Genomic DNA, 22,007 nt, shown 5'->3' with positions numbered 1-22,007 from the left:
TATGACCGGATAAACGAAAATGTGACCGGATAAAAAAGTTTCTGACCGGATAAACGAAAATATGACCGGATAGAAAATTTTGTGACCATATAAACCAAAACATGACGATCTGAGTCTGCATTTCTTTGTTGACATGGAGTTAACTCCATCTTTTAAAGTAAGTATATAAAAAGATGGGAGAGATGAAAGTGGTCATGGTAACGTATGTATTAATTGGACTGTATGCAATATTAACAGGTGCTGCAGGAGTGATACAATGGAAAGAAACAGGGGTTCAAGTTCGTTCATTCTTATTTGTACTCGTATCTACTGGAATGCTCGTAACTTTATTTCTTCCGAATAAAAACATGATGTTTGCTTTATTAATCATGGTATTTCTCGCACTGCATATACTCGCAATTATGGAAGGACTGAAGAAGAAAGGACGGCTGACGTATAGTCATCACCTTGTACGATTCCTTGTCCATTTGATATTTGTAGCGCTTGTTTTTAAATATATAAATTAGTAGGTGATTCTAATGAAAATCGGAGAATTTGCAGAACGCACAGCTCTTAGTAAAGATACCATCCGTTACTATGAAAAAATCGAACTACTACAGCCAGATTTGCAAAACAAACAACGTGTATACAACGAGGAGGACGTCGTCAAAATAGAGACCATCGTCAAACTAAAACAAAATGGCTTTTCCCTACAGGAAATACAAATGCTATTTGACTGGTCCATAAATATGGATAAAGATAAGGAAATGACGAAAGATGAAATCGAAAAGCTTCTATTATTAAGGGAAGTATTCCAAACTAAATACAAAGAAATGCTTCAAAAAGAAGAACAAATCAAGCAAATAAAACAGGTACTCCTGCGAGCGGATCATAAACTGGAGCAGTTACTTGAAAAGAATATTAACAAGGGGGCATTCAAATGAAGAAACTTCTATTAACAGGGTTTGAACCGTTTTTATCATTCACGGTGAATCCAACGATGAGAATTGTGGAAGAATTAAATGGACTGGAGATTAGTGGCTACCGGGTGTATGGAAGAGTACTGACAGTTGACTTTGCTTCCTCTGGAGCTGAACTAATTGCACATATGGAGGATATTAATCCAGATGCAGTCATCTCATTAGGATTAGCGGGGGGAAGATACAAAATCACCCCGGAACGTATCGCTATTAACGTGAAAGACGGAGCAGCTGACAATCAGGGGCGTGTTCCAGTCGACGAGTCTATTGATCTGGAGGGACAACCCGGCTACTTTTCAACGTTGCCAATTCGTCCAATGGTTAACAAACTAATCGAAGAAGGCTATCCAGCTGAAATCTCTAATACAGCAGGTACCTACTTATGCAACAACGTGATGTACGAAGCACTCCACTTCGCACAAACACATACCCCCAACATGCGAGCAGGATTTATCCACATCCCAGCATCCCATGAACTAGCCATCCAACATGGGAAAATTCCAAGCTGGTCCCATGAAGACTTGAAGAGAAGTGTGGAAATTTGTATTGGGGTGTTAGGGGAGAATTAAACCTGTTTTCTTTCACATTCCCCTTGTGCTGTGGAATGTGAAAGAACAAGGCTACACTAAGGAGGCAAGAGATGATGTATCGAAAAGAAGTGTTCGTATTGCAAGAAGGTAGACCTGTTTTAGCGGTTGTAAGAAACTATGAGAAAGCGGATTTCGGAGATTTAATTGCTATTCAGCAAGAAAGTTTTCCTCCTCCTTTTCCGTCTGATTTGTGGTGGAGTGAAGAACAGCTCGAAAGCCACGTAGAGCATTATCCGGAAGGTGCACTATGTGTGGAGATAAACGGAGAAGTTGTCGGCTCGATTACAGGTTTATTGGTTCATTTTAATCCAGAAAACCCTGTACATACATGGGAGGAAGTTACGGATCACGGGTATATCCGCAATCACGATCCCAAGGGGGGGACGTTGTATATTGTCGATATTTCTGTCAAACCTGCCTATCGCAAGTTGGATCTTGGAAAGTTGTTGATGCAGTCGATATATGAACGAGTCATTCATGATGGATTGGATAGAGTGCTTGGGGGAGGGCGAATGCCGGGGTATCATCATCATGCGGAGCAACTCTCACCGGAACAGTATGTGGAACGTGTCTTGACAGGAGACTTGAAAGATCCGGTGATTTCATTTTTACTCAGATGCGGACGGACACCAGTTTGTGTGGTTCCAGATTACCTGGAGGATGAGCAGTCACATCATAATGCTTTGTTGATGGAGTGGAAAAATCCTTTCAAGCAAGAGTAGATGAGTAATATGGCGTAAGTTTTGCAGTGATGAGCAATGAAAAGACTAATCCATTGAAACTTTCCACTTGAATGAACAGTAAAGTAGATATCACTTAATTTATTTGAAAAGAAAAAGTGAAAAAGGGGATGAAGGATTATGTTTTTGTTTAAATCAATCATTTTTATTTTGATTGTTCTTGCCATTATGACTGTTATTGAAATGGGTTTACGAAAAGTTTTTAATATAGAGAAAAGAGATAAGAATCGACCAAAGTATGTGAACGAGTTTCATAAACGGGGCGAAATTGGCCTAATCGTTGTGTTCATATTGAGTTATCTCTTTGTTCAAATTTATTATTCAGAAGCACAGTGGAGTCATTTATGGATTGCTTTCTTCTTTACAGTCCTTCAATTATTTCGTGCATGTATGGAATGGAAATATCCAATTAGACCACGTGAATATATCATTCATCTTTTTGCTGCAGTTGTTCTAATTGCATTTATTTTCATTGCATTATACACAGATTGGCTTAATCAACTATTTGGATTTTAAGAAAGTCCTTCATGTTTGAATTTCTTTCACAGAAGCTTTCGTTTGATATTCTTTTGGAGAAACTCCATATTTCTTTTTGAATTGCTGCAAGAAGGCGGACATGCTTTGATAACCGACTTGAAGTGCCACATTGGTTACACTTTGGGAAGGATTACGAAGCAATTGTGCTGCTTGCTCCATGCGAATCGCCGTAACACGTTCCATTGGTGATAATTGAAAAGTCCTTTGGTACATGCGGTTCAGCTGTGATTCACTAACATTTGTTACTTCTGTTAACTGCTTCATCCGAATCGGTTGGTGATAGTTTTGTAAAATATAGCTTTCTGCATCTCGGATTGGGTCTGGCAATAAATAATGTTCGAGGACATATGTGATTTTGGACAACATATGTTCATTTGGAAAAATATAAGCCATGACCTCCAGTAAAGCAAGATGAACGAAATATGGTTGTTTTTTAGAAACATGAACAAGGATTTTTTCGAGCAGACCATTGATTTCCTCCGTCCACGGCTCCTGTAAAATACATACGCGATTGGGATCTTCGAGCAAAGCGGGCGAAAAGCGATTATGCTGCTGCAAGAGGTGAACAAATTGCTCCGTGATGGAAATGGATAAGGGAAACAGTAGCGTACTGCTCAACTTCCCAATTTCAAAACGAACATTTACACCTTGCGGATAAAACACATATTCCCCAACTTTAAGTATACGAGATTCGTCTTCTCCGATTTGGTAAGACAATCCTCCTTCCAGTAAAAAGAGGATTCCCGGCTCGGGAGACTTGAAATGAGAACTTATTTTCTCTTGATGATGAGTAAACGAGATAGATTCAAGCACCACATGATTTTCTTTTTTCAATATTTCCAGTACTTGTTTCAATTCGTCGCACCCCTCATCCTTTTTAGTCAGTTAAAATAACTAGGCTATGTTATAGTTAATGGTTGATTTTTACCTCTCTTATTTCACTAAAGCACTCCGTTAGTTGAACAATATCTATCTTTTAAAGGCAATAATTTTTTATATGATATTTCTTACACTATAAGCTTTATTATACCGTCTTTGTACTCAAATAAATAATCATTCTCTTTTTCTAATAAAACAGGTAGGTACTGAAATAACATTTCAGCAACCCCTAAGTTATTCGGGTTCATTATCCAATCTATTTTTTTCCAATCGAGAATTCCTTCTCTTGTTTTTTGTATGGGTTCATTCCCTAATATCGCATCTACTTCGAATAAGTACACATATAACCCATCTTTTTCCCCATCACTTTTATCCCATGTAATTAAACCTTTTGAGTAATATTCGTTTACTTTGATACCTGTCTCCTCAAATACTTCACGTATTGCACCCTCATCAGCTGTTTCTCCTGCTTCATATTTACCGCCAACCCCGTTCCACACACCCATAATCGGTGGCTTTTCACGATTCAGCATTAAGATTCGTTCATTACTTTTCAAAAAACATACATTATATTTAAACACTAAATCATCTCCACAAATAAATTAATTTATTATCTCATTATACTTCAACTAATATTGAACTAAACTGCTATGTAAGTTGAACAAGAATCATACGCATTGTTGTCCGAATGTGGACCAAAGATTGTAGGCTTATTTAACTAAAGCACTCCGTTAGTTGAAGAAGATTTTATTAACATTCACCTTGAAAAACGTAAGGTGTTGAGGATATTAATAAGCTCTCTACTCCACCTGGATGGTAAGGCATTAAGTTATTAGCAGTATTTATGTCCACCCATTTTATTTCTACAATTTCGTTTTTATCTTCAATTGTAATTTCTCCGTCAATAACTTTTGCGGCAAATGTAATCATTAAACCGTGATGTCTGTGTTTTGAAAAGAATGCTTCATTAACTGCAATAATATTTCCAATTTCAACTACTAAACCAGTTTCTTCTTTTGTTTCACGGATAACCGCCTGTTCTAAGGTTTCACCTTTTTCAACTGCTCCACCTGGTAGAGACCAAGTTGAATGTCGATTATTAACCATTAATATTTTCTCTGTTATTTCGTCATAAATAAACGCATATACAACATCTACTCTCTTCACACTTAACACCTCTTGCTATTGGTCTATATATATTTTAACATTTTTGCTTTTTTTAACTAACCTGCTGCGTTAGTTCAATAAGAAAAAGAGTTACCTCTGGCAACCAATGATTTTTTACTAAAGCACTCGTTAGTTCAACAAGGTTTTAGTATTTTTTCAAGTACAATAGGACCCGTTTTCTTTGTCGTTGTATTGACTGTCCGAACTATGATACGAGTAGGTCGCATTATAGGAGAAACTTCATCCAAATTCCCAGCCCAAGTAGTTTCTCCATATTTAGTTAAAGGGGACAATGAGAAAATCCAACTTATTTCCTTTGGAATATATGCTAATACTTCATAACCATCATAATCCCCAAAACTAGATGGTTTTGGTAAATGAAGTGCGTGAACACTGAGACTTGTTCGTTCATCATTAAACTTTCTTTCAATATTATAAATCAGTGCTACTCCTCTGGCATTTTTAGGTACGTTTTTTGTTGGTTCAAGTATTGCTGAACAAGGTAGCAACTCTTCAATTTTATTCTCAGAGTGTGTTTGTGAAGGAAGAATTACTAATACGAAGATAAGGCTAAAAAGCAATTTTTTCATTTCTGATTCTCCTTAAATTTGTTTAGTATCATTATTCCCCAAAACTCCATATTTATTGTATTTCAATCGTTCCTTCTTCAACTAACCTGCTGCGTTAGTTTAAGTGAACACTTTCACATTCTGATGTTTATATTAACATAAATATCCAGTACCAATATTATATAGGAAAACCCATTCTCCATATTCATTAACGACTAATCAACCTTTTCCTTTAACAAAGCCAATAACAATAACGGAAAAACCCTCTCTAATTCAATAGAGAGGGTTTTAGAATGTTATATTATAAAGGAAGTAATTCGATCTCTTCTTTTGTTTCCAATTGTGCAATCATCGTGTGCCAAGCTTTCGGTTTATGTGACAGAATCGCATAATATGATTTCAAAAAATCGGAGATAAAATGGGCATTTAACGTTTGGGCATCCTGATATGGTAAGAAACAGAAATCCAAATCTGTTACAGCATCCCCTTCATTAGTCCAAGAAGGATGTACATAAGAGAAATTCAAACGTTTGAAACCGAGATGAGCCAACACTTCACGACGTACAAAAGGATTCATCGCCTTAATACCACCAAACGCATGGTCACCAATACGGTAAGGATCGTAAATCTCCGCGAACACTCCGATTAACTCAACGTTATGCTCTTTGGAGAGTTGCATTAAATCTTCGTGCCGTTTTTTTGCAAGAAACGGTCCGACTCCAATGCCTTCTTTTCCGATCATTGTAAAGTCCGTCATCGATAACATTCTGTCTGCATAGAAACGATATTCTGTTGCACCTACAACTTCGCCATCTTCTACTGCCACAAACATACGAATAGTGGGATCAAGTAAAGGTTCTCTCCATAATTCGTACTCTAGCACTTCTTCAGCAGGAAACACCTCTTGCATCAATTGGTGCATCTTCGGAAACAAGGGATCCTCAATGTTTTTAATTTGAACATACTCCATTACACGCACTCCTTCAAAGTTATTTAGAATGGAAAGAAAGTCTTTCCTATTTTGTCTTTTGCAGTACCATTTCCTTTGTCATGGATGATTCCACTGTCAGTGTACCAAGGTCTGGATATAAATCAAAACGACGATCTCTCCAAGTGGTGACAGAGCCGTGTTCACGGACTTCATACAGAAGCGACAAATCAAGATCGGCAGAAATAACCATGTCGTTATTGATCTCTCCTTGGACTAAAATGCCATCTTGCGGGAAAGGAATATCATTTGGTGTGATCACAGCAGCTTGACCAAAATTTCCGCGCATAAAGTCTACTGTTGGAAGGGAGCCAACCGTTCCAGTTGTCACCACATACACTTGGTTTTCAATTGTACGTGCGTGACTTGTGTAACGCACACGGTTAAAACCATGGCGGTTATCGGTACAAGCAGGGGAGAAAATTACATCCGCACCCATTCCACGAACCATTCGCACAACTTCCGGGAATTCGATATCGTAACAAGTCAAGAGAGCTACTTTTCCTTTCGATGTTTCGAAAATTCGAATAGATTCTCCAGGTGAAATGCCCCAATCAGAAACTTCAGTTGGTGTTAAGTGCAGTTTCGCTTGCTCGCCAATATGGCCATCCGGTGAAAATAAATGCGCGACATTGTATAAACGGTCGCCTTTACGAACGACATGTGTTCCACCAATAATGTAAACACCCTGTTCTACAGCTAGTGTAGAAAAAAGACGATGATATGCTTCCGTGTAATTAGGTAGATTTTGAAATGGTTGACCTTCGCCATTATCGGAAATGGACAATAACTGAGTCGTTATAAACTCTGGAAATAAAATAAAATCAGTATTGAATTCAGCAGCTGTTTTCACATAATGTGTCACCTGTGCCGCGAACTCATCAAAACTATTAATTGTATGAAGATGATATTGTACAGCAGATACACGTAATTTCATCTGTATACCCCCTTGAAAATGTATGCTTTCTTTTTGAATAGTAGATGAATCATACCATAAAGTGTGAAATAATCCTTACGAAATTCCGTCATAAAATGATGTAATTCATTCATCCTGATTCATTTTCAAGAGTAAAATCACCTCAAAGTGCTAGTGTGGGAATATCTTACTTTGTATATACTAGAAATAGAGCTTGGTAAATAGAGTAAACTAGTAGTCCACGAGACCGATTTGTATATGCTTTTAAAGCAAACAAAACTTTTGGTATAATAAGAAAAAAAGAAAAAAATTCCATCTTGTATAAAAAGAATGGAAACAATCACTCCTTATACAAAAGACTACACAAATATATGCTTCTAAATGTTGCGGGAAATAGGGAAAGGTACGGAGGAAACTAAATGTACGATCCAACCATTTTTGAAAATTTAAAAGTAGCATTTGAAAATCACGTGTATGATTTAGATAATATAGACCACAAAATAAATATTACAAACCGCGTGGATCAAATGGATTTTTCCATTATGGCGAGGAAGTTTGCCATTCAATTTACACTAGTCGATCAACAAGGCGTAACAGCAGAGATTGTATTAAAGGCTTCTTTAGATGATCTAGCTGGGGAGATATTAGAGATTCCCGGAAAAAATCTAGGTTGTTCCTTGAAGTTACGATTTTACAAGCATGTTCAAAATGTATCCGTACAGTGTGAAAAAATAGAGCAAGCCCTAAACGCTATTTGGGAAAATGAAATCCAGTTAACTCAAACATTGAGCTATGTGTATGAACAAGAATCGTCAAGTTACCTAGACCTAATTGAAGTGCAGTTTGTCCAAAAAATTAATGAAGACCATATGGATGAAATTGCAGATTTCCTGGACCATATACTAGAATCGGTGGAAATATTGCACGGTATATAAAGGTTTTATTAGTTTTGAAAATGAAGAATGGACTAATGTTAAAATAGAAAGTAGAAAGAAAGGAGATTCAATACGATGCTAAAAACTACTGTATTTGAAGAATTAAAACGTGCGATGAAAGAGAAGGACGTACTGGCAAAAGGAGTACTGACGCTTTTAAAAGCTGCACTGGATAATGCCGAAAAAGAAAAAGGTTCAAGCCTTGCTCCAGAAGAAGAAATTGCTATTGTGAATCGCGAAGTGAAACAAACGAACCAAGCATTAGAAGGAGCTCAAAAAGCAAATCGAGACGACTTAATCGAAAAAGAAGAAGCAAAACTAGTATTACTAAAAAGCTTCTTACCAAAACAATTAAGCGAAGAAGAAATTGCAACGATTTTAATGGAGGCTGGAATTGTAAAAGGTATGAATATGGGCGATGCAATGAAAATCGCAAAACCTTTACTAACTGGAAAAGCAGACGGATCAATTATGTCCAAAGTCGTGAAAAGTTTGATTTAAAAGGAGAGTGCCTTGCGCTCTCCTTTTTTAATAGGTCTTATATTTCCTCAATCTTAAACGCAAATCGATTTTCCACATGGAATTCCCCTTCATGAAAAGTCCGTTCCACAAATGTTACATTCCGTTCTTTATCCATTAGCAAAACAGTCGATGAACGCGTACCATAGCTTGGGATTTTGATAAACAAAGGAGACAGTACTCTCTCCAATTCTAATCCGACACCCGTGTGCGGGAGTTCCTCATCCTCTGCTATTGTTCGATCTGAAATAATAGCAAATAATGATTCTATCTGCACTTCATCCTGATGTACTTGAACATACTCACTTAGTCTCTTCTTGCCTTTCGCCACTTTAGGCCAAGGGGTATTCAATGTATGATTGCTCAAACTATGCGTGCCAGATGGGATTACATTCATGTCATCTAATATATTATTGTAGTGGAATAGTTGATTTCCATCCCCAACAACCACATTATAACCACCATAATTTTCTCTGTTTTTCACAAGCGTTTGAATAAAATCAGCAGGTGTCTCTCCATTGGACAAAAAATCACGCACAATATCTCCTCGAGAAAATCGTCCTGTCTTCTCCCTCGGCTAACGATAATTCGTTAGCGCTGCAAAACGTCCAGTCTTTGTCACACCTAGCCAAGTACCCATCTGCAACAAATCACGTCCAGCTAAAATAGTTGGATGATCCTCCCAAAAACCAGCCACCGCGGTTGGCCGTTCATAGAACTCATCCCGATTTGCCACTACAATCAATTGATAAACTGGATGCTCCTGAAAATGAAAATTCACCAAACACATTCCCAACTACCCCTTTAAAAGTGATCTCTAATTTTTCCTTCATCATAACATGTTCCAATAAATTAATATTCAGAATTGCATTCTTCTCAACAACTTTTCTATTTTGATCAGCTCCATGGCTGGTTTCTGCTTTTATTCGAACAAAGTGGTAGGATATGGTATAGAGAATCAGCAGATGGGAATGAACAGAGATGAGCAATACACATATATTTACGAAGCGTGAAGAGATTGCCAATGCGATTATTCACGGGATTGGTGCTCTTTTAAGTGTAGCGGCACTTGTGATTTTGATTGTATCTTCTGTCATGCACGGAACGGTGTGGCATGTGGTAAGTTTTACGTTGTTCGGGGCGACCATGGTGCTTCTATATGTATCGTCCACACTTGTCCATGGGTTTCCGGCAGGTCGTGCAAAAGATGTGTTTGAGATATTGGACCACTCATCGATCTACTTTTTTATAGCAGGGACGTATACACCTTTATTATTCCTTGCAGTAAAAGGGACGCTTGGCTGGACATTGTTTGGAATTGTGTGGGGGCTGGCGATTGTAGGTACGGTGTTTAAGGCGTATTTTGTAAAGCGCTTTTTGCATATGTCGACGTTGATGTACATATTAATGGGCTGGCTGATTGTTTTTGCATGGAATCCGCTTGTTGCGAACATGTCGTCACAGGGGTTAATTTTGCTAGCGATTGGTGGTTTGCTCTATACGGTTGGAGCAGTTTTCTATGTGTGGCGCGGCTTTACGTATCATCATGCAGTCTGGCATTTATTTGTACTCGCAGCGTCCGTGCTGCATTTCTTTGCAGTAATGACGTTATTGCCATAATAAATAAAGAAGCGATTCTTGGAATGTAAAGATTCTCTGAATCGCTTTTTGTATTCACGATGAAAATTTCTCTACAGCTTCTAACACCAAACAATTATTTGATAGGGTGTGGTTTGGGCGGGGATACTTCTTGTGGTAGGTCCATAAATAACAATTAGATTCCGGTTTGCAGGATTTTTTGTAAAGGCTTGCCCATTTGTTAATAATATTTGCGTATAGGGGGAAATATTTAATTTTAATTGACCGTCACTACTCTCCAACTGGCCATTAAAATAGCCTACTTTTACATTTTGATTGGCATCATCTTCTACCATAACAAGCGCCTGATATTGTGGTGGGTAAATAAGAGGAACAGGTGCATTAGCATCATAGTATCCAGTTACCCGATCTCCTACTGTCACCATGGCCTGGTCTACAAAGTAAGTAGTGGGGGATACCACGAAATTAACTACACCTCCGTTTCCGTTAGCTACAGACATTAATGTATAACAACCTTCACCTTCTCCGTTTTGTCCTATCATAAAATCACTAATCATGGTGACAGTACCCTGAAAAGATTGAAAATTTACCATTCAACTATCTTCCTTTCCATTTCATTAGAAACATTAGAAAGAACCAAAAGCTGTTCCCATTCCTATTAATTTATGTGAAGTGATCAGCAGTGGTGAATACTTCTCGTATTCGTGCTCAAATTCACTTGTTTGTGCATATTTTATTAAAAAGCTGTATTAAACGACCGTGTAGTTACGTACCGAAAGCCCGCTTAGGGGGCTTGGCAGCCCGTTTATCCGCAGGAGTCTCGCGGATTTTCGTCACAGAACATATTCTTCTATAAAACAGTAACCTAATTATCAAAGCCTATTAATAAGTTGTAAGGATTGTTTTCATGCAACAAACATGTATGCTAATTTTGTGAAGGAAGTTGTTAAAATGAGGCGATTGCCGAGGAGGAAAGTATGAAAGCATATTTAATCATCACTCAAATTTTGTATTTCCTATTTTTGATGCCCTGGTTTCTCATTTGGGCCTTTTCATTTATGGTATTCGACAATGGCTTCGGTCTAGGGAATGTAACTTTTTTTCTAGTCATTACCTTTTATCCGATAGCTATTATACTATGTTCTATTTTGGCTTGGATTTTCCGAGTAAAAAAGCAACGATTTGCGATTGTGATTAATCTGCTTCCATCGTTATGGATTATTGCTTACTTGAGTTTAATGACGTTTATATAATTATAAAAGAGAAACCTAAAATAAGAGATAGAAAGAAGGTGTATCATTATACTTAGCATTTTTAGTTCTAAATGTGCAATTTGCAAACGTAAAGCTAGTCCGTACCGTCTCTATAAAAATCCTAAAGGTAAAAAAGTAAAGCTTTGTCTGGAATGTACTGTTTATGCTGAGAGACGTGCTTATCTTAAAGTAAAATAGTTATTATTAAAGGGAATTAGCTAGAATTGTAGAGTTGGTTTAGTTCCCTAAAACGAATTGAGGTAGTCACCGACTAATAGTCTGACTTCGGCATTGCGAATGCTGTGATCCAATAGATTCTCGATGAATCACTCGAAAGCTTTGTTAAGTCATGAATAAGGTTCGACGTAATTAGTCGCAGCTCACTCATCCTCGACCTCTATCAAGTAAATTCCTTCTTCAAATCCACCACGTTTTTCTTTCTTAGCAATACGTATTTTTTCTAGTTCTTCATAAGTAGCTTCGTGGATAGGAAGGGCTGCATGGATTAATTCCAAGATATCTGCTAGTTCTTCTAGTGCATCCTGGCGATTATCTGTTTCTGCGAATTCTTTTACTTCTTCGTGTAGTTTATTTTTAATTTCTATTAGGTGTTCAGATGGATCTAAAACGCGTGTGAAGAACTTGCTTCCTGACTTTTCGATGACTTGTGGTATTAGATCTCTTACTAATTTGTTGTAAACTGGCATTGGACATCCCCCTTTTTCATTTATTATAGAGAAAATTAGATTTATTTGAAAGGAGGGCTCTAGGAAAATCCGGGAGCTGAAGGGTATTTGGATATTATAAAGCTAACTATTGCAGCCAGAGGAAGTCGTTTTTATTTTGCATTGTAGCAGACAAAATTTGGTGCTCCCTAATATGTCATGATAATATTGTGGCATCAGATGATAAGAAAGATTCTGAGAAAGAGGCTATAACCTATGGAGTGTAGAGTGATTGGTATGTGGGGAGGTTTCCCTAAAAAGAATGGTCCTTGTTCAGGATATTTAATTCAGCATGAAGGGTTTTCGTTATTAATTGATTGTGGAAGTGGTGTCTTAACGGAATTACAAAATTATATAGATTTAAATGATATAAATCATGTCATACTAACCCATTATCATTATGATCATTTTAGTGATATTGGAGCTTATTTATTCTCTAGACTGGTGAATACAGATTTAGGTAGAGCTGGCGAAGAGTTATGTGTTTATGGACCAGAAGACGAGGGGATGCAAAAGCAGGTGGAGGATGTTGCTTATTCCCGATTTACTTCTTTTAACGAAAAAAGTAAGTTAGAAATCGGACCATTCACTTGTACATTTATGAGAAATATTCATCCAGTAGAAGCGTATAGTGCAAAAATTGTATGTGACAATAAAAGTATTGTATTTACGTCTGATACTAGCTTTACGAATGACTTAATTTCATTTGCAGCAAATAGTGATCTTCTTATTACTGAGTGTAGTTTGTATGAAGGAATGGACGGAGCAGCTTCCGGACATATGACGTCAGAGCATGCAGGAATACTAGCATATCAATCTAATGCAAAAAAGGTGTTATTAACACATCTACCACACTACGGTGACTTAAACGATTTATTAGTTAGTGCGAAAAAACAAGGCAATGAAAACATTGAATTAGCAGAGTCAGGAATGTTAATAAAATTATAAAAGCTGATAGAATGAATGCTCTTTGAAGTATTTGTTCTACCAGCTTTTTTGTACCCTGTGCAAAAATGATTCATGTTTATTTGCTACAAAGGGACAAACAAATTTTATTTTCCTATCTCCTCTTCATTAAAGCTTCATAGCGCGCCGCATCAAAATCCTTCTGCCCGAGCATAAATTTTTCTTTCGTAAAAACATCCAGTCTTGATTTAAGTCAATGAATCATCTTAACTGTCCTATTACAATAAAATTAATACAAGAATAGGGGGGATTTTATTATTAGCTCACAAAAGAACTTAACAAATTTAAGAAAAGCTGCTATTACTTCCGGTATATCGCTTATTATTATGGCCCTAGCTGCAGGCTTTTCTTATGGTTATGTCCATGGTAGCCTTGTCGTATCTGGCGATATAAGCACAACCTATCATAATATCGCATCATCCATTATGCTGTTCAAAGCTGAAATAATTGGTTGGGTTGTTATCTTAATCCTTGACGTAATTGTCGCCTGGTCATTTTATATCTTCCTAAAGCCGGTTAATCAGGAGTTAGCATTGCTTGCTTCATGGCTTCGTCTTACTTATGCAGCTATATTGGGAATAGCCATTTTAAACAAGGTCTTTGTGCTACTGCTCTTAAATAATACAGACTATTTATCATTATTGAAAATTGATCAGCTTCAAGTAAATATAGCGTTATACTTGGAAGCATTTGAAATGATTTGGTCTATTGGATTAATTGTTTTTGGTGTGCATCTACTAGTTGTGGGGTGGATTGCCTTCCAATCAAATAGTATCCCTAAAATTATTTCTATCTTGTTAGTACTTGCTGCAATAGGCTATATTGGTATTCACCTAGGCAAAACATTACTTATCGAACAACATATCATTACAACAATTGAACTTATTTTTAATATACCGATGATTGCAGGAGAATTAGGCTTTGGATTATGGCTGCTATTCAAAGGAGGAAGAGTCACGATTAAGTCGTGACTTCCGCTCACCTCCTATCTATATCTACACGTTTCTTTATTCTGCTTAATGACTCTGGAGTAATTCCGAGATAGCTTGCCAATTGATGTTGCGGTACACGATCTATTAGTTGAGGTCGTTTCAGTAATAGCGTCTTAAAACGTTCTTCAGGGGTAGAGGCGATAAATGTAGCAAATTCTTCTTGTACTTTACCAAAGCTTTCCTCTATCATCTTTCGTGTCATTATTTCTAATTGCGTATATTTGTTATACATGTTCTGTTCAATAGCTAAATCGCCTACAACCAATACAGAGTCTTCCAAACACGCAAAAGTGTATTCGGATGATTTATCTAGTTTATGATTATTGAAAACCGCAACTGCCTGTTCTTCTGTGTAAAAATTGGACGTTACTTCCTTTCCTTTTTCATCTACCGAATATTGCCTTATGCACCCCTTTAGCACAAAATAACATTTAGTGGGAACGTCTCCTTGTCTAAGAAGGATTGTTCCTTTTTTAAATTCCTCGATCTTTATTTCATTAGCGATTGCCTGTTGTTGTTCTTCGGTAAGCGAAGTGAATTTAGACATATACTTAAACAATATACTTTTCATTTTGCTCTCCCTCCATCTCAGGCGCTTTCTCTTTATAATACTACAATTAATAATGGAGAATTATGTTCATTATTAAAGGCATTGTATTGTAAGAGGTTGGATACAGAAGAAATAATCTTTCCCTGTGTAAGAAACATTCCAGTTAGTTCGAACAAACGTGAATATTGTGATTATCATGTTTGTTTCAAGTAAAAGAAGCAACACCTGGAAGAAGCGACCACTACACCACTTCATTTCAACCGTAGCCACATTAATGTTACGATAGTAGTAGAGAAAATTAGCAACGGGGGAAATTTCATGTTTTTGGATAAGCTGAAGAATGAGTTACATCATAGGCAACCACTTTTTATAGGGGAGGACACAGCGCTGCGTTGCGCTGTATTGATTCCGCTTGTGGAAGTGGATGGAGAATGGCATGTTCTATTCGAGGTGCGTTCATTAACGATGAGAAAACAACCAGGGGACATCAGTTTTCCAGGTGGCCGAATAGATCCCACTGATGCATCACCAATGGAGGCGGCTATACGAGAAACGCATGAAGAATTAGGGGTAGATCTATTAAGCATTCATGTCCTTGGCCAAATGAGTGCTTACATTTCCTCGCCAAGCTTTGTGGTCTATCCATTTGTAGCAACGATCGACCACCATCAAATCCAAAATTTCAACAAGCAAGAGGTCGAAGAAGTATTCACCATCCCGATCAGCTGGCTACTAAACTATGAGCCCTATATGCACACAATCTCTGTCCAACCAATGCCCCCTATGGATTTCCCCTACGACAAAATCGTCAACGGTGACAAATACCAATGGAGACCACGTGCAATAGAAGAGTGGTTTTATGATTACGAAGATTACACTATCTGGGGTTTGACCGCTAGAGTGCTGAAGCATTTCGTGGAGACGATAAAAAGCCAGAGATAAACAGGACCTAAAAGTCCTTGAGGATTTCAACCAACGATAAATCGTATTCGGCAAATTTTATCCATTACTTAAGTTTATTTTATTTCTGAAAATTATAAAAATAGGAATCCTTTTTATTATTTGCCTCGTATACTGTAGGAAATGTTACAAGGAGGAAGGTGTATGTTAGCGAGAATATCCACGACATTTCTTCATTATGTGAATGGACTATTAAAAGGTCTTGCATCACTTTTGATTTTTGGTGAAGAAAAAGAAGAAATGACCTCAGAGCGTAGTCGCAGAGCAGTACGTCATATGCGTAAACTCTATCAGTATGATTGGTATATGGAATTGAAAAACCAATACGAAAATAATTGGGATCACGATCCGGCTGTTTTGGATTTCATGAGTGACGTTAACTTTAAGCTACTGCATACAGAGGAAGGAAAGGGTACATTTTTGACAAACTTTCAGTTCCTTTTAGATTCTTTGAATTGGAAATAAAAAATAGTATATCCAGGTTAGAAACAGGGAAAGTGGTTTCTAACCTGGATTTTTTTGCCCTTCTACATATCTCGAAAACTAAAATAGAGAGGTCATTTTCTAAAACAGATTTTACTTGTTTTAGAGGGTGGCTTCTTTTTGTTTTATTAGAATGTTTGTTTTTCAAAGTTTTTGGGCATTACTGGAGAGAATTTTACAGATTACTTGCAAAGGAGGAACCTTATGTTGAAAATTAAGACTTTATTGGTCATTGCCCTTTTAGCATTTTCAACGAATTCAGTAACGTATGCCGCTGAAATTTTACCTGCCGCCACAATTGCTGAAGATGTAGCTTTTACATCTACTGCAGAAAACTATTTAGAATCTATTTTAGATAGCTCTGGGGAAATTGATATACACTTCCTGACCGCTTTTGAATTAAGGAAGGCTTTGGAGTTTATGCGAGAGCCCACAGTGTATACGGTGGTTGAAGGAGATAATCTGTATCGGATTGCACTCGAGCACAATGTACCACTAGAAACGCTTATGAGTTGGAATGATCTTACGGGTAGTCTCATTCATCCAGGTGAAGAATTAGTGGTGAGTGGTGAGGGAGGAGAGGATATCCCGCTCAGGGAGTTTGATTCAGACAAGGTGGTAGCTACAACCTCACCAATCCAGCCACCTCCACCTGCAGATGATTCTGTAGAAGATTCAAGTCAGGCCCCTCCAGCTACCGAAGATTCAACAGAGATGCTCGTTACGGCTACGGCTTATACAGCGTACTGTGCAGGATGTTCAGGGACAACAGCATACGGCATTGATTTGCGCGCTAATCCAGATCAGAAAGTAATTGCAGTCGATCCAAATATTATTCCACTTGGTTCAAAGGTTTGGGTGGAAGGATACGGAGAGGCAATTGCTGGTGATACAGGAGGAGCAATTAAAGGCAATAAAATCGATGTATTCATTCCATCACATGAGAGTGCGATGGAATGGGGAGTTAAAAAGGTAATCATTAGAGTGCTGAATTAGGTGAGAGAGTCTGTGCATAATTGCATAGGCTCTTTTCATTTAATTGGTCTCGGATTAACAGGGATTGGTCTTGCTTTGCGGACAAACGGTCTCGAAGTACCATTAATTGTAAAAACGTCCACTTGTTCGAGTAGTACATGGTCTCACATGAGCCGATATTAATTGGATAATTCGATTTGGTCTTGGTTACGAGGGAGATGGTTGCGTTTAAGAGTCATTTGGTCTCGGATTAATAGAAACTGGTTGCTGTCCCTAACAAATTGGTCTCGTTCAGCCATTTATTTCAAATTAATAACCCAATACATCCAGGCTAAAAGCAGTGATAAATTGCTTCAAGCCTGGTTTTTTTATTCGATCACACGTATCTTGAATTATTTGTTATGGCCATAGCTTCGCTGATTTTTTCAGCTGTTTCTTGTAGAAGAGGTAATAATTCTTCCCGTAGTGCTTCTTTGGTGATTCTTCCTGCATGGGCGGAGCAGTTGATGGCTGCAAATACTTTTCCGCTTGCATTTCGAAGTGGAACGGCGATGGAGCGTAACCCTTCCTCTAGCTGTTGATCGACGCCACCCCATTGTTTTTGGCGAACAACCTCTAATATATTGATTAATTGGTTTTTATCAATAATTGTTTTGTCTGTAAATCTTTCCAACTGAGTAGTATGGAAGTAAGCTTCTAACTTGTCTTTTGACAGGTTTGCTAGTAGTACATGGCCCATAGATGTTGCGTAAGCTGGTAAACGTGATCCAACATCTAAATTGATGGACATAATTCGTTTGGTGGAAACGCGTGCTACATAAATAATATCCGTGCCGTCTAAAATCGAAATAGAGCAGGATTCACCGGTTTTATTGACAAAATCACGCATGAACGTTTGGGCGATGCTCCACGTATTATTGGAGGATAGATAGGCGTAGCCAAGAGAGAGCGTTCGAGCTGTTAAGGAAAATACGCCATTTGTTGATTCGGCAAAGCCTAAGTGCTCCAGTGTAAGTAAAATTCTACGGGCAGTTGGTCTGCTAAGCCCCGTGATTTGAGATACATGACTAACGGTTAGTAGCTGGTTGTTTTGAGAGAAAGCTTGAATCACCTGTAGTCCGCGATCCAAGGATTGAATATAGTCTCCTGATTCTTTGAAATTGTCTATTTTTTCTGTTGACAAAGAAATAACCCCCTATGGCAAGATGAAGTTGTACAAATAAAATAATAATGTACGTATATCGTACGTTTAAAAAGTTAGATTTGCAAGTTCATGATCATAAGTTTTAATTTTTTTATATACAAATGAATGCGTTTACATTTCTGATTTTATCAGAATGATGAATGCAATACAGGGATGAGAAAAGAACTGATTTGAACTTCGTAATGCGAACTGAATAAGTTTTCAATTCTATAGCTGTCGAGGAAATCTTGACGGCTTTTTTTATTAGACTTTTTCGATTATTTTGGTATGATAGAAATAAATGATGTACGTATAATGTAATTCTGTACGTAATGTGTACATATTTAAGGGGTGAAAGAATGGATTTTTATCAAGTAAATGTGAACGGAAATGATATTCAAGTAGCAGATTATCATGGAGAAAAAGGTCCGGTCATTGCGATTCATGGGTTGACTGGTACTCATAAAAACATGTTGGGAATAACATTATTCAATTGCGTGGAGCAGATGCGGTTTCTTGGATTGAAAAAGCAAGAGCAGTTGGTGCTACTGAGGCTGATTTAGCGGATGTTGGCTACATCTGTATATTAACTGCAGGAATTCCTTCTTGGTTTGAAATTAGCGATTCATTAAAACTAGCGAATAAATAAGGAGAGACATATATGTCTAAAATTACAAACAGTATTCAGGATGCTCTATCCTGTGTAGAAAGTGGAAATATGGTGTTAGTAGGGGGCTTCGGGCTAATAGGAGCACCGCTTTCATTGATTGAAGGATTAACGGAAAAAGATGTAAAGGATTTAACGATTGTCAGCAATAACCTTGGAGAATCAGGGAAGGGTCTAGGCATTTTGCTAAATCAAAACAAGATTAAAAAAGGAATCGGTTCTTACTTTACGAGTAATCGTGATGTGGGTGACAAGTATCAAAAAGGGGAAATCGAGTTAGAGTTGCTTCCTCAAGGTACATTGGCGGAATCGTTACGTGCTGGTGGAGCAGGTTTAGGTGGCTATTATACGACCACTGCTGTTGGAACTGATCTTGCAAAAGGGAAAGAAGAACGCGAAATCGATGGAGTGAAGTATATATTCGAAAAGGCGATTCGTGCAGATGTGGCATTGATTCGTGCACATAAAGCAGATACTTTAGGTAATCTCGTTTATTACAAAACAGCACGTAACTTCAATCCACTCATGGCAACTGCTGCGAAAAAAGTAATTGTGGAAGTGGATGAAATTGTTCAACCTGGTGAGTTAAATCCGGAAGAAATCGTAACACCGTTTTTATATGTGGATGTAATCATCGAGGCGCAACAAGTGTTGACGAAGGAAGGAGTTGTGAATAAATGACTACTTTAAATAAAGCAGATATGCAGCATGTTATTGCGAAGCGAGTTGCTCAGGAGCTAGAAGGACCTTGCATTGTAAACCTAGGAATAGGTATTCCAACTTTGGTTGCGGAGTACATGGATGCAGCGGATATTTACTTACATACGGAAAATGGATTGCTTGGTGTAACGGATGTGGAAGAAGCGGATATCGATCCGAACCTTGTGAACGCAGGTAAACTACCAGTTGGGGAAGCAATAGGGGCCTCTTATTTTAACAGTTCCGATTCATTTGCGATGATTCGGGGTGGACATGTAGACTTTGCTATTCTTGGTGCGCTTCAAGTAGAGCAGTCAGGTGTGATTGCGAACTGGGCTGTTCCTGGTAAGAATATTATGGGTGTCGGCGGTGCAATGGATTTATTAGTTGGTGCGAAAAAAGTGTTTGTAACGATGAGCCATACGTCAAAAGATGGCAGTAGTAAGATTTTGAAAGAGTGCACATATCCAATTACCTCAACTCGAAGTGTGGATATGATTTTCACGGAGTTAGCCGTATTTGAAGTGGTAAATAAACAATTGAAGCTGGTGGAATTAATGCCAGGTGCAACGATAGAGGAAGTACGCGCGAAAACGGAAGCTGATTTCACCGAATAAAGAGGGGTTGTGGCTGGTATCGGTTTGTACGGTGGAACGATGATCGAGTCTAGTTTAGGTACGGCGATTTGTGCGCAGTTATATGAAACGATTCCAGAAATGAAATTCGGTACGGAAATTTTCGGTTCTTTATTGTTCAAAGACGTTATTCATGAAGTATAAAAACTTTGGAGTAGTAATTCCGGATGGACCAGGCTTTGGGATGGAAATCGACCGTGAAAAAGTGAAGCATTACGCTAGGAGATGACGAGTTGAAAAATGTAGTAATCGTAGATGCAGTGCGTACAGCAATTGGGAAACTTGGGGGCAGTATTGGAAATGAAACAGTGGATTTCCTTGGAGCTCACGTGATTTCGGAATTGTTGCGTCGTACAGAGTTGGATAAAGGTTTAGTAGAAGAGGTTATTTTAGGTCAAGCAAAACAAAGTGCGGATGCATCGAACGTAGCAAGAGTTGCGATGCTTCGCGCAGGAATTCCAGTGGAAGTACCAGGTTATACGATTCATCGTCAATGTGGATCTGGTGTGCAAGCAGTGAATTCAGCTACGCAACAAATTCAGACTGGATTAAGTGACATTATTATTGCAGGTGGAGCGGAGTCGATGAGTACTGCACCTTACTATGTAAATAGTGTACGTTTCGGTACGAAATCTGGCGATGTTTCATTGAAAGACCCGAATACAGCTAGTCAACCAGGTTCGCAGCCACGTGAAATATATGGTGAGTTAAATATGGGAATCACTGCAGAAAATGTGGCAGTGAAGTATGGTATTTCGCGTGAAGCACAGGATGAATTTGCATTAAGTAGTCAGGAAAAAACGAAAATTGCTATTGAAAAAGGGTATTTCGAAAAGGAAATCGCTCCTTATCCAGTGAAAACGCGTAAAGGTATTGTGGAGTTTAAAGTCGATGAGCATCCGCGCGAAACGACTTTGGAGAAGCTAGCAGCGTTGAAACCTGTGTTTAAAGAAGGTGGTACCGTAACTGCTGGGAATGCGAGTGGTCGTAATGACGGAGCAGCTGCATTGTTAGTGATGTCCGAAGAAGAAGCATTAAAGCGTGGGTTTAAACCTAAAGCCCGCGTAATTGCACAAGCTTCTGTAGGCTGTTCACCAGAACTAATGGGAATGGGCCCTGTATATGCTATGTTAAAAGCATTGAAGCAGACGGATTTAACAATTGCAGATTTAGACGTAGTGGAACTAAACGAAGCATTCGCTTCACAAGCGGTTGCATGTGTGAACGAGCTAGGATTGGACTACAGTAAAGTGAATCCAAATGGAGGAGCCATTGCAATGGGTCATCCGATCGGTGCAACAGGCGCGATTTTATTAACGAAATTGGTGCATGAGTTAGAGCGTACTGGCAAGAAATACGGTGCAGTCACTTTGTGTATCGCCGGCGGTATGGGAATCGCTACAATTGTGGAAAATATGCAGGTTTGATTTTATGTAAAATTGGTCTTCCCTTTTCTATTGTTAACTCTAATCCAGGAATGAGTTGAATACAATTTCTAGTCTGTATATAATTAGATGAGAA

The 22,007-nt window shown here is 38.2% G+C and carries 29 protein-coding genes and 1 pseudogene; 19 read left to right on the top strand and 11 right to left on the bottom strand.

Annotated elements, in window-relative coordinates; all coding sequences use genetic code 11:
* Positions 1 to 188: 188 nt before the first annotated feature.
* The 5 genes from MHB48_RS17810 (at position 189) to MHB48_RS17790 (ending at position 2,805) form a co-directional block, all read left to right on the top strand.
* On the top strand, positions 189 to 506 hold the full coding sequence (locus MHB48_RS17810; protein WP_342599212.1) for a hypothetical protein: 318 nt from the start codon (positions 189 to 191) through the stop codon (positions 504 to 506).
* 12 nt (positions 507 to 518) lie between these two features.
* Entirely contained in the window at positions 519 to 923 is a 405-nt protein-coding gene (locus MHB48_RS17805) for a MerR family transcriptional regulator (RefSeq protein ID WP_342599211.1), read from the top strand.
* On the top strand, positions 920 to 1,528 hold the full coding sequence (locus MHB48_RS17800; RefSeq protein ID WP_342599210.1) for a pyroglutamyl-peptidase I: 609 nt from the start codon (positions 920 to 922) through the stop codon (positions 1,526 to 1,528). Before MHB48_RS17805 ends, MHB48_RS17800 begins: the two co-directional genes overlap by 4 nt.
* A 74-nt stretch (positions 1,529 to 1,602) precedes the next feature.
* The gene (locus MHB48_RS17795) at positions 1,603 to 2,271 is read left to right on the top strand and encodes a GNAT family N-acetyltransferase (protein ID WP_342601423.1); all 669 of its coding nucleotides are present in this window, start codon (positions 1,603 to 1,605) and stop codon (positions 2,269 to 2,271) included.
* Positions 2,272 to 2,409: 138 nt separating this feature from the next.
* A complete protein-coding gene (locus MHB48_RS17790) occupies positions 2,410 to 2,805 on the top strand; it encodes a DUF4181 domain-containing protein (RefSeq protein ID WP_342599209.1) in 396 nt (131 codons plus the stop codon).
* A gap of 9 nt (positions 2,806 to 2,814) precedes the next feature.
* Here the strand turns inward: MHB48_RS17790 and MHB48_RS17785 are convergent, their stop codons facing one another.
* The 6 genes from MHB48_RS17785 to MHB48_RS17760 form a co-directional block, all read right to left on the bottom strand.
* Positions 2,815 to 3,681, bottom strand: coding sequence for an AraC family transcriptional regulator (locus MHB48_RS17785; RefSeq protein WP_342599208.1), 867 nt, complete (start codon positions 3,679 to 3,681; stop codon positions 2,815 to 2,817).
* A gap of 152 nt (positions 3,682 to 3,833) precedes the next feature.
* Entirely contained in the window at positions 3,834 to 4,286 is a 453-nt protein-coding gene (locus MHB48_RS17780; RefSeq protein WP_342599207.1) for an 8-oxo-dGTP diphosphatase, read from the bottom strand.
* Positions 4,287 to 4,455: 169 nt separating this feature from the next.
* Positions 4,456 to 4,872, bottom strand: a complete 417-nt coding sequence (locus MHB48_RS17775; RefSeq protein WP_342599206.1) for an NUDIX hydrolase — start codon at positions 4,870 to 4,872, stop codon at positions 4,456 to 4,458.
* 134 nt (positions 4,873 to 5,006) lie between these two features.
* Positions 5,007 to 5,462, bottom strand: a complete 456-nt coding sequence (locus MHB48_RS17770; protein ID WP_342599205.1) for a hypothetical protein — start codon at positions 5,460 to 5,462, stop codon at positions 5,007 to 5,009.
* Positions 5,463 to 5,742: 280 nt separating this feature from the next.
* Positions 5,743 to 6,411, bottom strand: coding sequence for a GNAT family N-acetyltransferase (locus tag MHB48_RS17765; RefSeq protein WP_342599204.1), 669 nt, complete (start codon positions 6,409 to 6,411; stop codon positions 5,743 to 5,745).
* A 46-nt stretch (positions 6,412 to 6,457) separates the two neighbouring features.
* Positions 6,458 to 7,366 (bottom strand): carbon-nitrogen hydrolase family protein, encoded by a 909-nt coding sequence (locus tag MHB48_RS17760; RefSeq protein WP_342599203.1) that lies wholly within the window; start codon positions 7,364 to 7,366, stop codon positions 6,458 to 6,460.
* A gap of 398 nt (positions 7,367 to 7,764) precedes the next feature.
* On the opposite strand from MHB48_RS17760, the gene MHB48_RS17755 reads away from it, so the two are divergent.
* Positions 7,765 to 8,280 carry a hypothetical protein gene (locus tag MHB48_RS17755; protein ID WP_342599202.1) on the top strand — a complete coding sequence of 172 codons (516 nt, stop codon included), beginning with the start codon at positions 7,765 to 7,767 and terminating at the stop codon, positions 8,278 to 8,280.
* A 75-nt stretch (positions 8,281 to 8,355) separates the two neighbouring features.
* Positions 8,356 to 8,781, top strand: coding sequence for a GatB/YqeY domain-containing protein (locus MHB48_RS17750; RefSeq protein ID WP_342599201.1), 426 nt, complete (start codon positions 8,356 to 8,358; stop codon positions 8,779 to 8,781).
* A 37-nt stretch (positions 8,782 to 8,818) separates the two neighbouring features.
* On the opposite strand, the pseudogene MHB48_RS17745 reads toward MHB48_RS17750, so the two are convergent.
* Positions 8,819 to 9,589 (bottom strand): annotated as a pseudogene (locus MHB48_RS17745) (NRDE family protein).
* A 191-nt stretch (positions 9,590 to 9,780) separates the two neighbouring features.
* On the opposite strand from MHB48_RS17745, the gene MHB48_RS17740 reads away from it, so the two are divergent.
* The gene (locus MHB48_RS17740; RefSeq protein WP_342599200.1) at positions 9,781 to 10,419 is read left to right on the top strand and encodes a hemolysin III family protein; all 639 of its coding nucleotides are present in this window, start codon (positions 9,781 to 9,783) and stop codon (positions 10,417 to 10,419) included.
* Between the two features lie 80 nt (positions 10,420 to 10,499).
* On the opposite strand, the gene MHB48_RS17735 is transcribed toward MHB48_RS17740, so the two are convergent.
* Positions 10,500 to 10,991, bottom strand: coding sequence for a hypothetical protein (locus MHB48_RS17735; protein ID WP_342599199.1), 492 nt, complete (start codon positions 10,989 to 10,991; stop codon positions 10,500 to 10,502).
* A 384-nt stretch (positions 10,992 to 11,375) separates the two neighbouring features.
* Here MHB48_RS17735 and MHB48_RS17730 point away from each other — a divergent pair, with 384 nt between their 5' ends.
* On the top strand, positions 11,376 to 11,651 hold the full coding sequence (locus tag MHB48_RS17730; protein ID WP_342599198.1) for a hypothetical protein: 276 nt from the start codon (positions 11,376 to 11,378) through the stop codon (positions 11,649 to 11,651).
* Between the two features lie 380 nt (positions 11,652 to 12,031).
* Here the strand turns inward: MHB48_RS17730 and MHB48_RS17725 are convergent, their stop codons facing one another.
* Complete coding sequence (locus MHB48_RS17725) at positions 12,032 to 12,358, bottom strand: nucleoside triphosphate pyrophosphohydrolase (RefSeq protein WP_342599197.1); 327 nt, start codon at positions 12,356 to 12,358, stop codon at positions 12,032 to 12,034.
* A 234-nt stretch (positions 12,359 to 12,592) separates the two neighbouring features.
* Between MHB48_RS17725 and MHB48_RS17720 the strand changes: the two genes are divergently transcribed.
* Complete coding sequence (locus MHB48_RS17720; RefSeq protein WP_342599196.1) at positions 12,593 to 13,324, top strand: MBL fold metallo-hydrolase; 732 nt, start codon at positions 12,593 to 12,595, stop codon at positions 13,322 to 13,324.
* A 272-nt stretch (positions 13,325 to 13,596) separates the two neighbouring features.
* Positions 13,597 to 14,313: a DUF4386 domain-containing protein gene (locus tag MHB48_RS17715; protein WP_342601422.1), complete on the top strand. Its 717-nt coding sequence runs from the start codon at positions 13,597 to 13,599 to the stop codon at positions 14,311 to 14,313.
* 7 nt (positions 14,314 to 14,320) lie between these two features.
* Here the strand turns inward: MHB48_RS17715 and MHB48_RS17710 are convergent, their stop codons facing one another.
* Positions 14,321 to 14,905, bottom strand: a complete 585-nt coding sequence (locus MHB48_RS17710) for a Crp/Fnr family transcriptional regulator (protein WP_340923822.1) — start codon at positions 14,903 to 14,905, stop codon at positions 14,321 to 14,323.
* Positions 14,906 to 15,202: 297 nt separating this feature from the next.
* On the opposite strand from MHB48_RS17710, the gene MHB48_RS17705 reads away from it, so the two are divergent.
* The 3 genes from MHB48_RS17705 (at position 15,203) to MHB48_RS17695 (ending at position 17,323) form a co-directional block, all read left to right on the top strand.
* The gene (locus MHB48_RS17705) at positions 15,203 to 15,826 is read left to right on the top strand and encodes a CoA pyrophosphatase (RefSeq protein WP_342599195.1); all 624 of its coding nucleotides are present in this window, start codon (positions 15,203 to 15,205) and stop codon (positions 15,824 to 15,826) included.
* A gap of 162 nt (positions 15,827 to 15,988) precedes the next feature.
* On the top strand, positions 15,989 to 16,309 hold the full coding sequence (locus MHB48_RS17700; RefSeq protein ID WP_342599194.1) for a hypothetical protein: 321 nt from the start codon (positions 15,989 to 15,991) through the stop codon (positions 16,307 to 16,309).
* 222 nt (positions 16,310 to 16,531) lie between these two features.
* Entirely contained in the window at positions 16,532 to 17,323 is a 792-nt protein-coding gene (locus MHB48_RS17695; protein ID WP_342599193.1) for a 3D domain-containing protein, read from the top strand.
* Between the two features lie 355 nt (positions 17,324 to 17,678).
* Here the strand turns inward: MHB48_RS17695 and MHB48_RS17690 are convergent, their stop codons facing one another.
* Positions 17,679 to 18,485 (bottom strand): IclR family transcriptional regulator C-terminal domain-containing protein, encoded by an 807-nt coding sequence (locus MHB48_RS17690; RefSeq protein WP_342599192.1) that lies wholly within the window; start codon positions 18,483 to 18,485, stop codon positions 17,679 to 17,681.
* A gap of 493 nt (positions 18,486 to 18,978) precedes the next feature.
* On the opposite strand from MHB48_RS17690, the gene MHB48_RS17685 reads away from it, so the two are divergent.
* The 5 genes from MHB48_RS17685 (at position 18,979) to MHB48_RS17665 (ending at position 21,913) form a co-directional block, all read left to right on the top strand.
* On the top strand, positions 18,979 to 19,134 hold the full coding sequence (locus MHB48_RS17685) for a hypothetical protein (protein ID WP_342599191.1): 156 nt from the start codon (positions 18,979 to 18,981) through the stop codon (positions 19,132 to 19,134).
* A 12-nt stretch (positions 19,135 to 19,146) separates the two neighbouring features.
* Positions 19,147 to 19,833 carry a CoA transferase subunit A gene (locus MHB48_RS17680; RefSeq protein WP_340923805.1) on the top strand — a complete coding sequence of 229 codons (687 nt, stop codon included), beginning with the start codon at positions 19,147 to 19,149 and terminating at the stop codon, positions 19,831 to 19,833.
* Positions 19,830 to 20,468, top strand: coding sequence for a 3-oxoacid CoA-transferase subunit B (locus MHB48_RS17675; protein ID WP_342599190.1), 639 nt, complete (start codon positions 19,830 to 19,832; stop codon positions 20,466 to 20,468). Before MHB48_RS17680 ends, MHB48_RS17675 begins: the two co-directional genes overlap by 4 nt.
* A gap of 9 nt (positions 20,469 to 20,477) precedes the next feature.
* Entirely contained in the window at positions 20,478 to 20,630 is a 153-nt protein-coding gene (locus MHB48_RS17670; RefSeq protein ID WP_342599189.1) for a hypothetical protein, read from the top strand.
* Between the two features lie 89 nt (positions 20,631 to 20,719).
* Positions 20,720 to 21,913, top strand: coding sequence for a thiolase family protein (locus MHB48_RS17665; protein WP_342599188.1), 1,194 nt, complete (start codon positions 20,720 to 20,722; stop codon positions 21,911 to 21,913).
* Positions 21,914 to 22,007: the final 94 nt, after the last annotated feature.

This window comes from Psychrobacillus sp. FSL H8-0483 (genome assembly GCF_038637725.1).
Lineage (GTDB): Bacteria > Bacillota > Bacilli > Bacillales_A > Planococcaceae > Psychrobacillus.
Note: the sequence above shows the minus strand (reverse complement) of the source record. Positions and strands in the feature narration are given on the sequence as shown.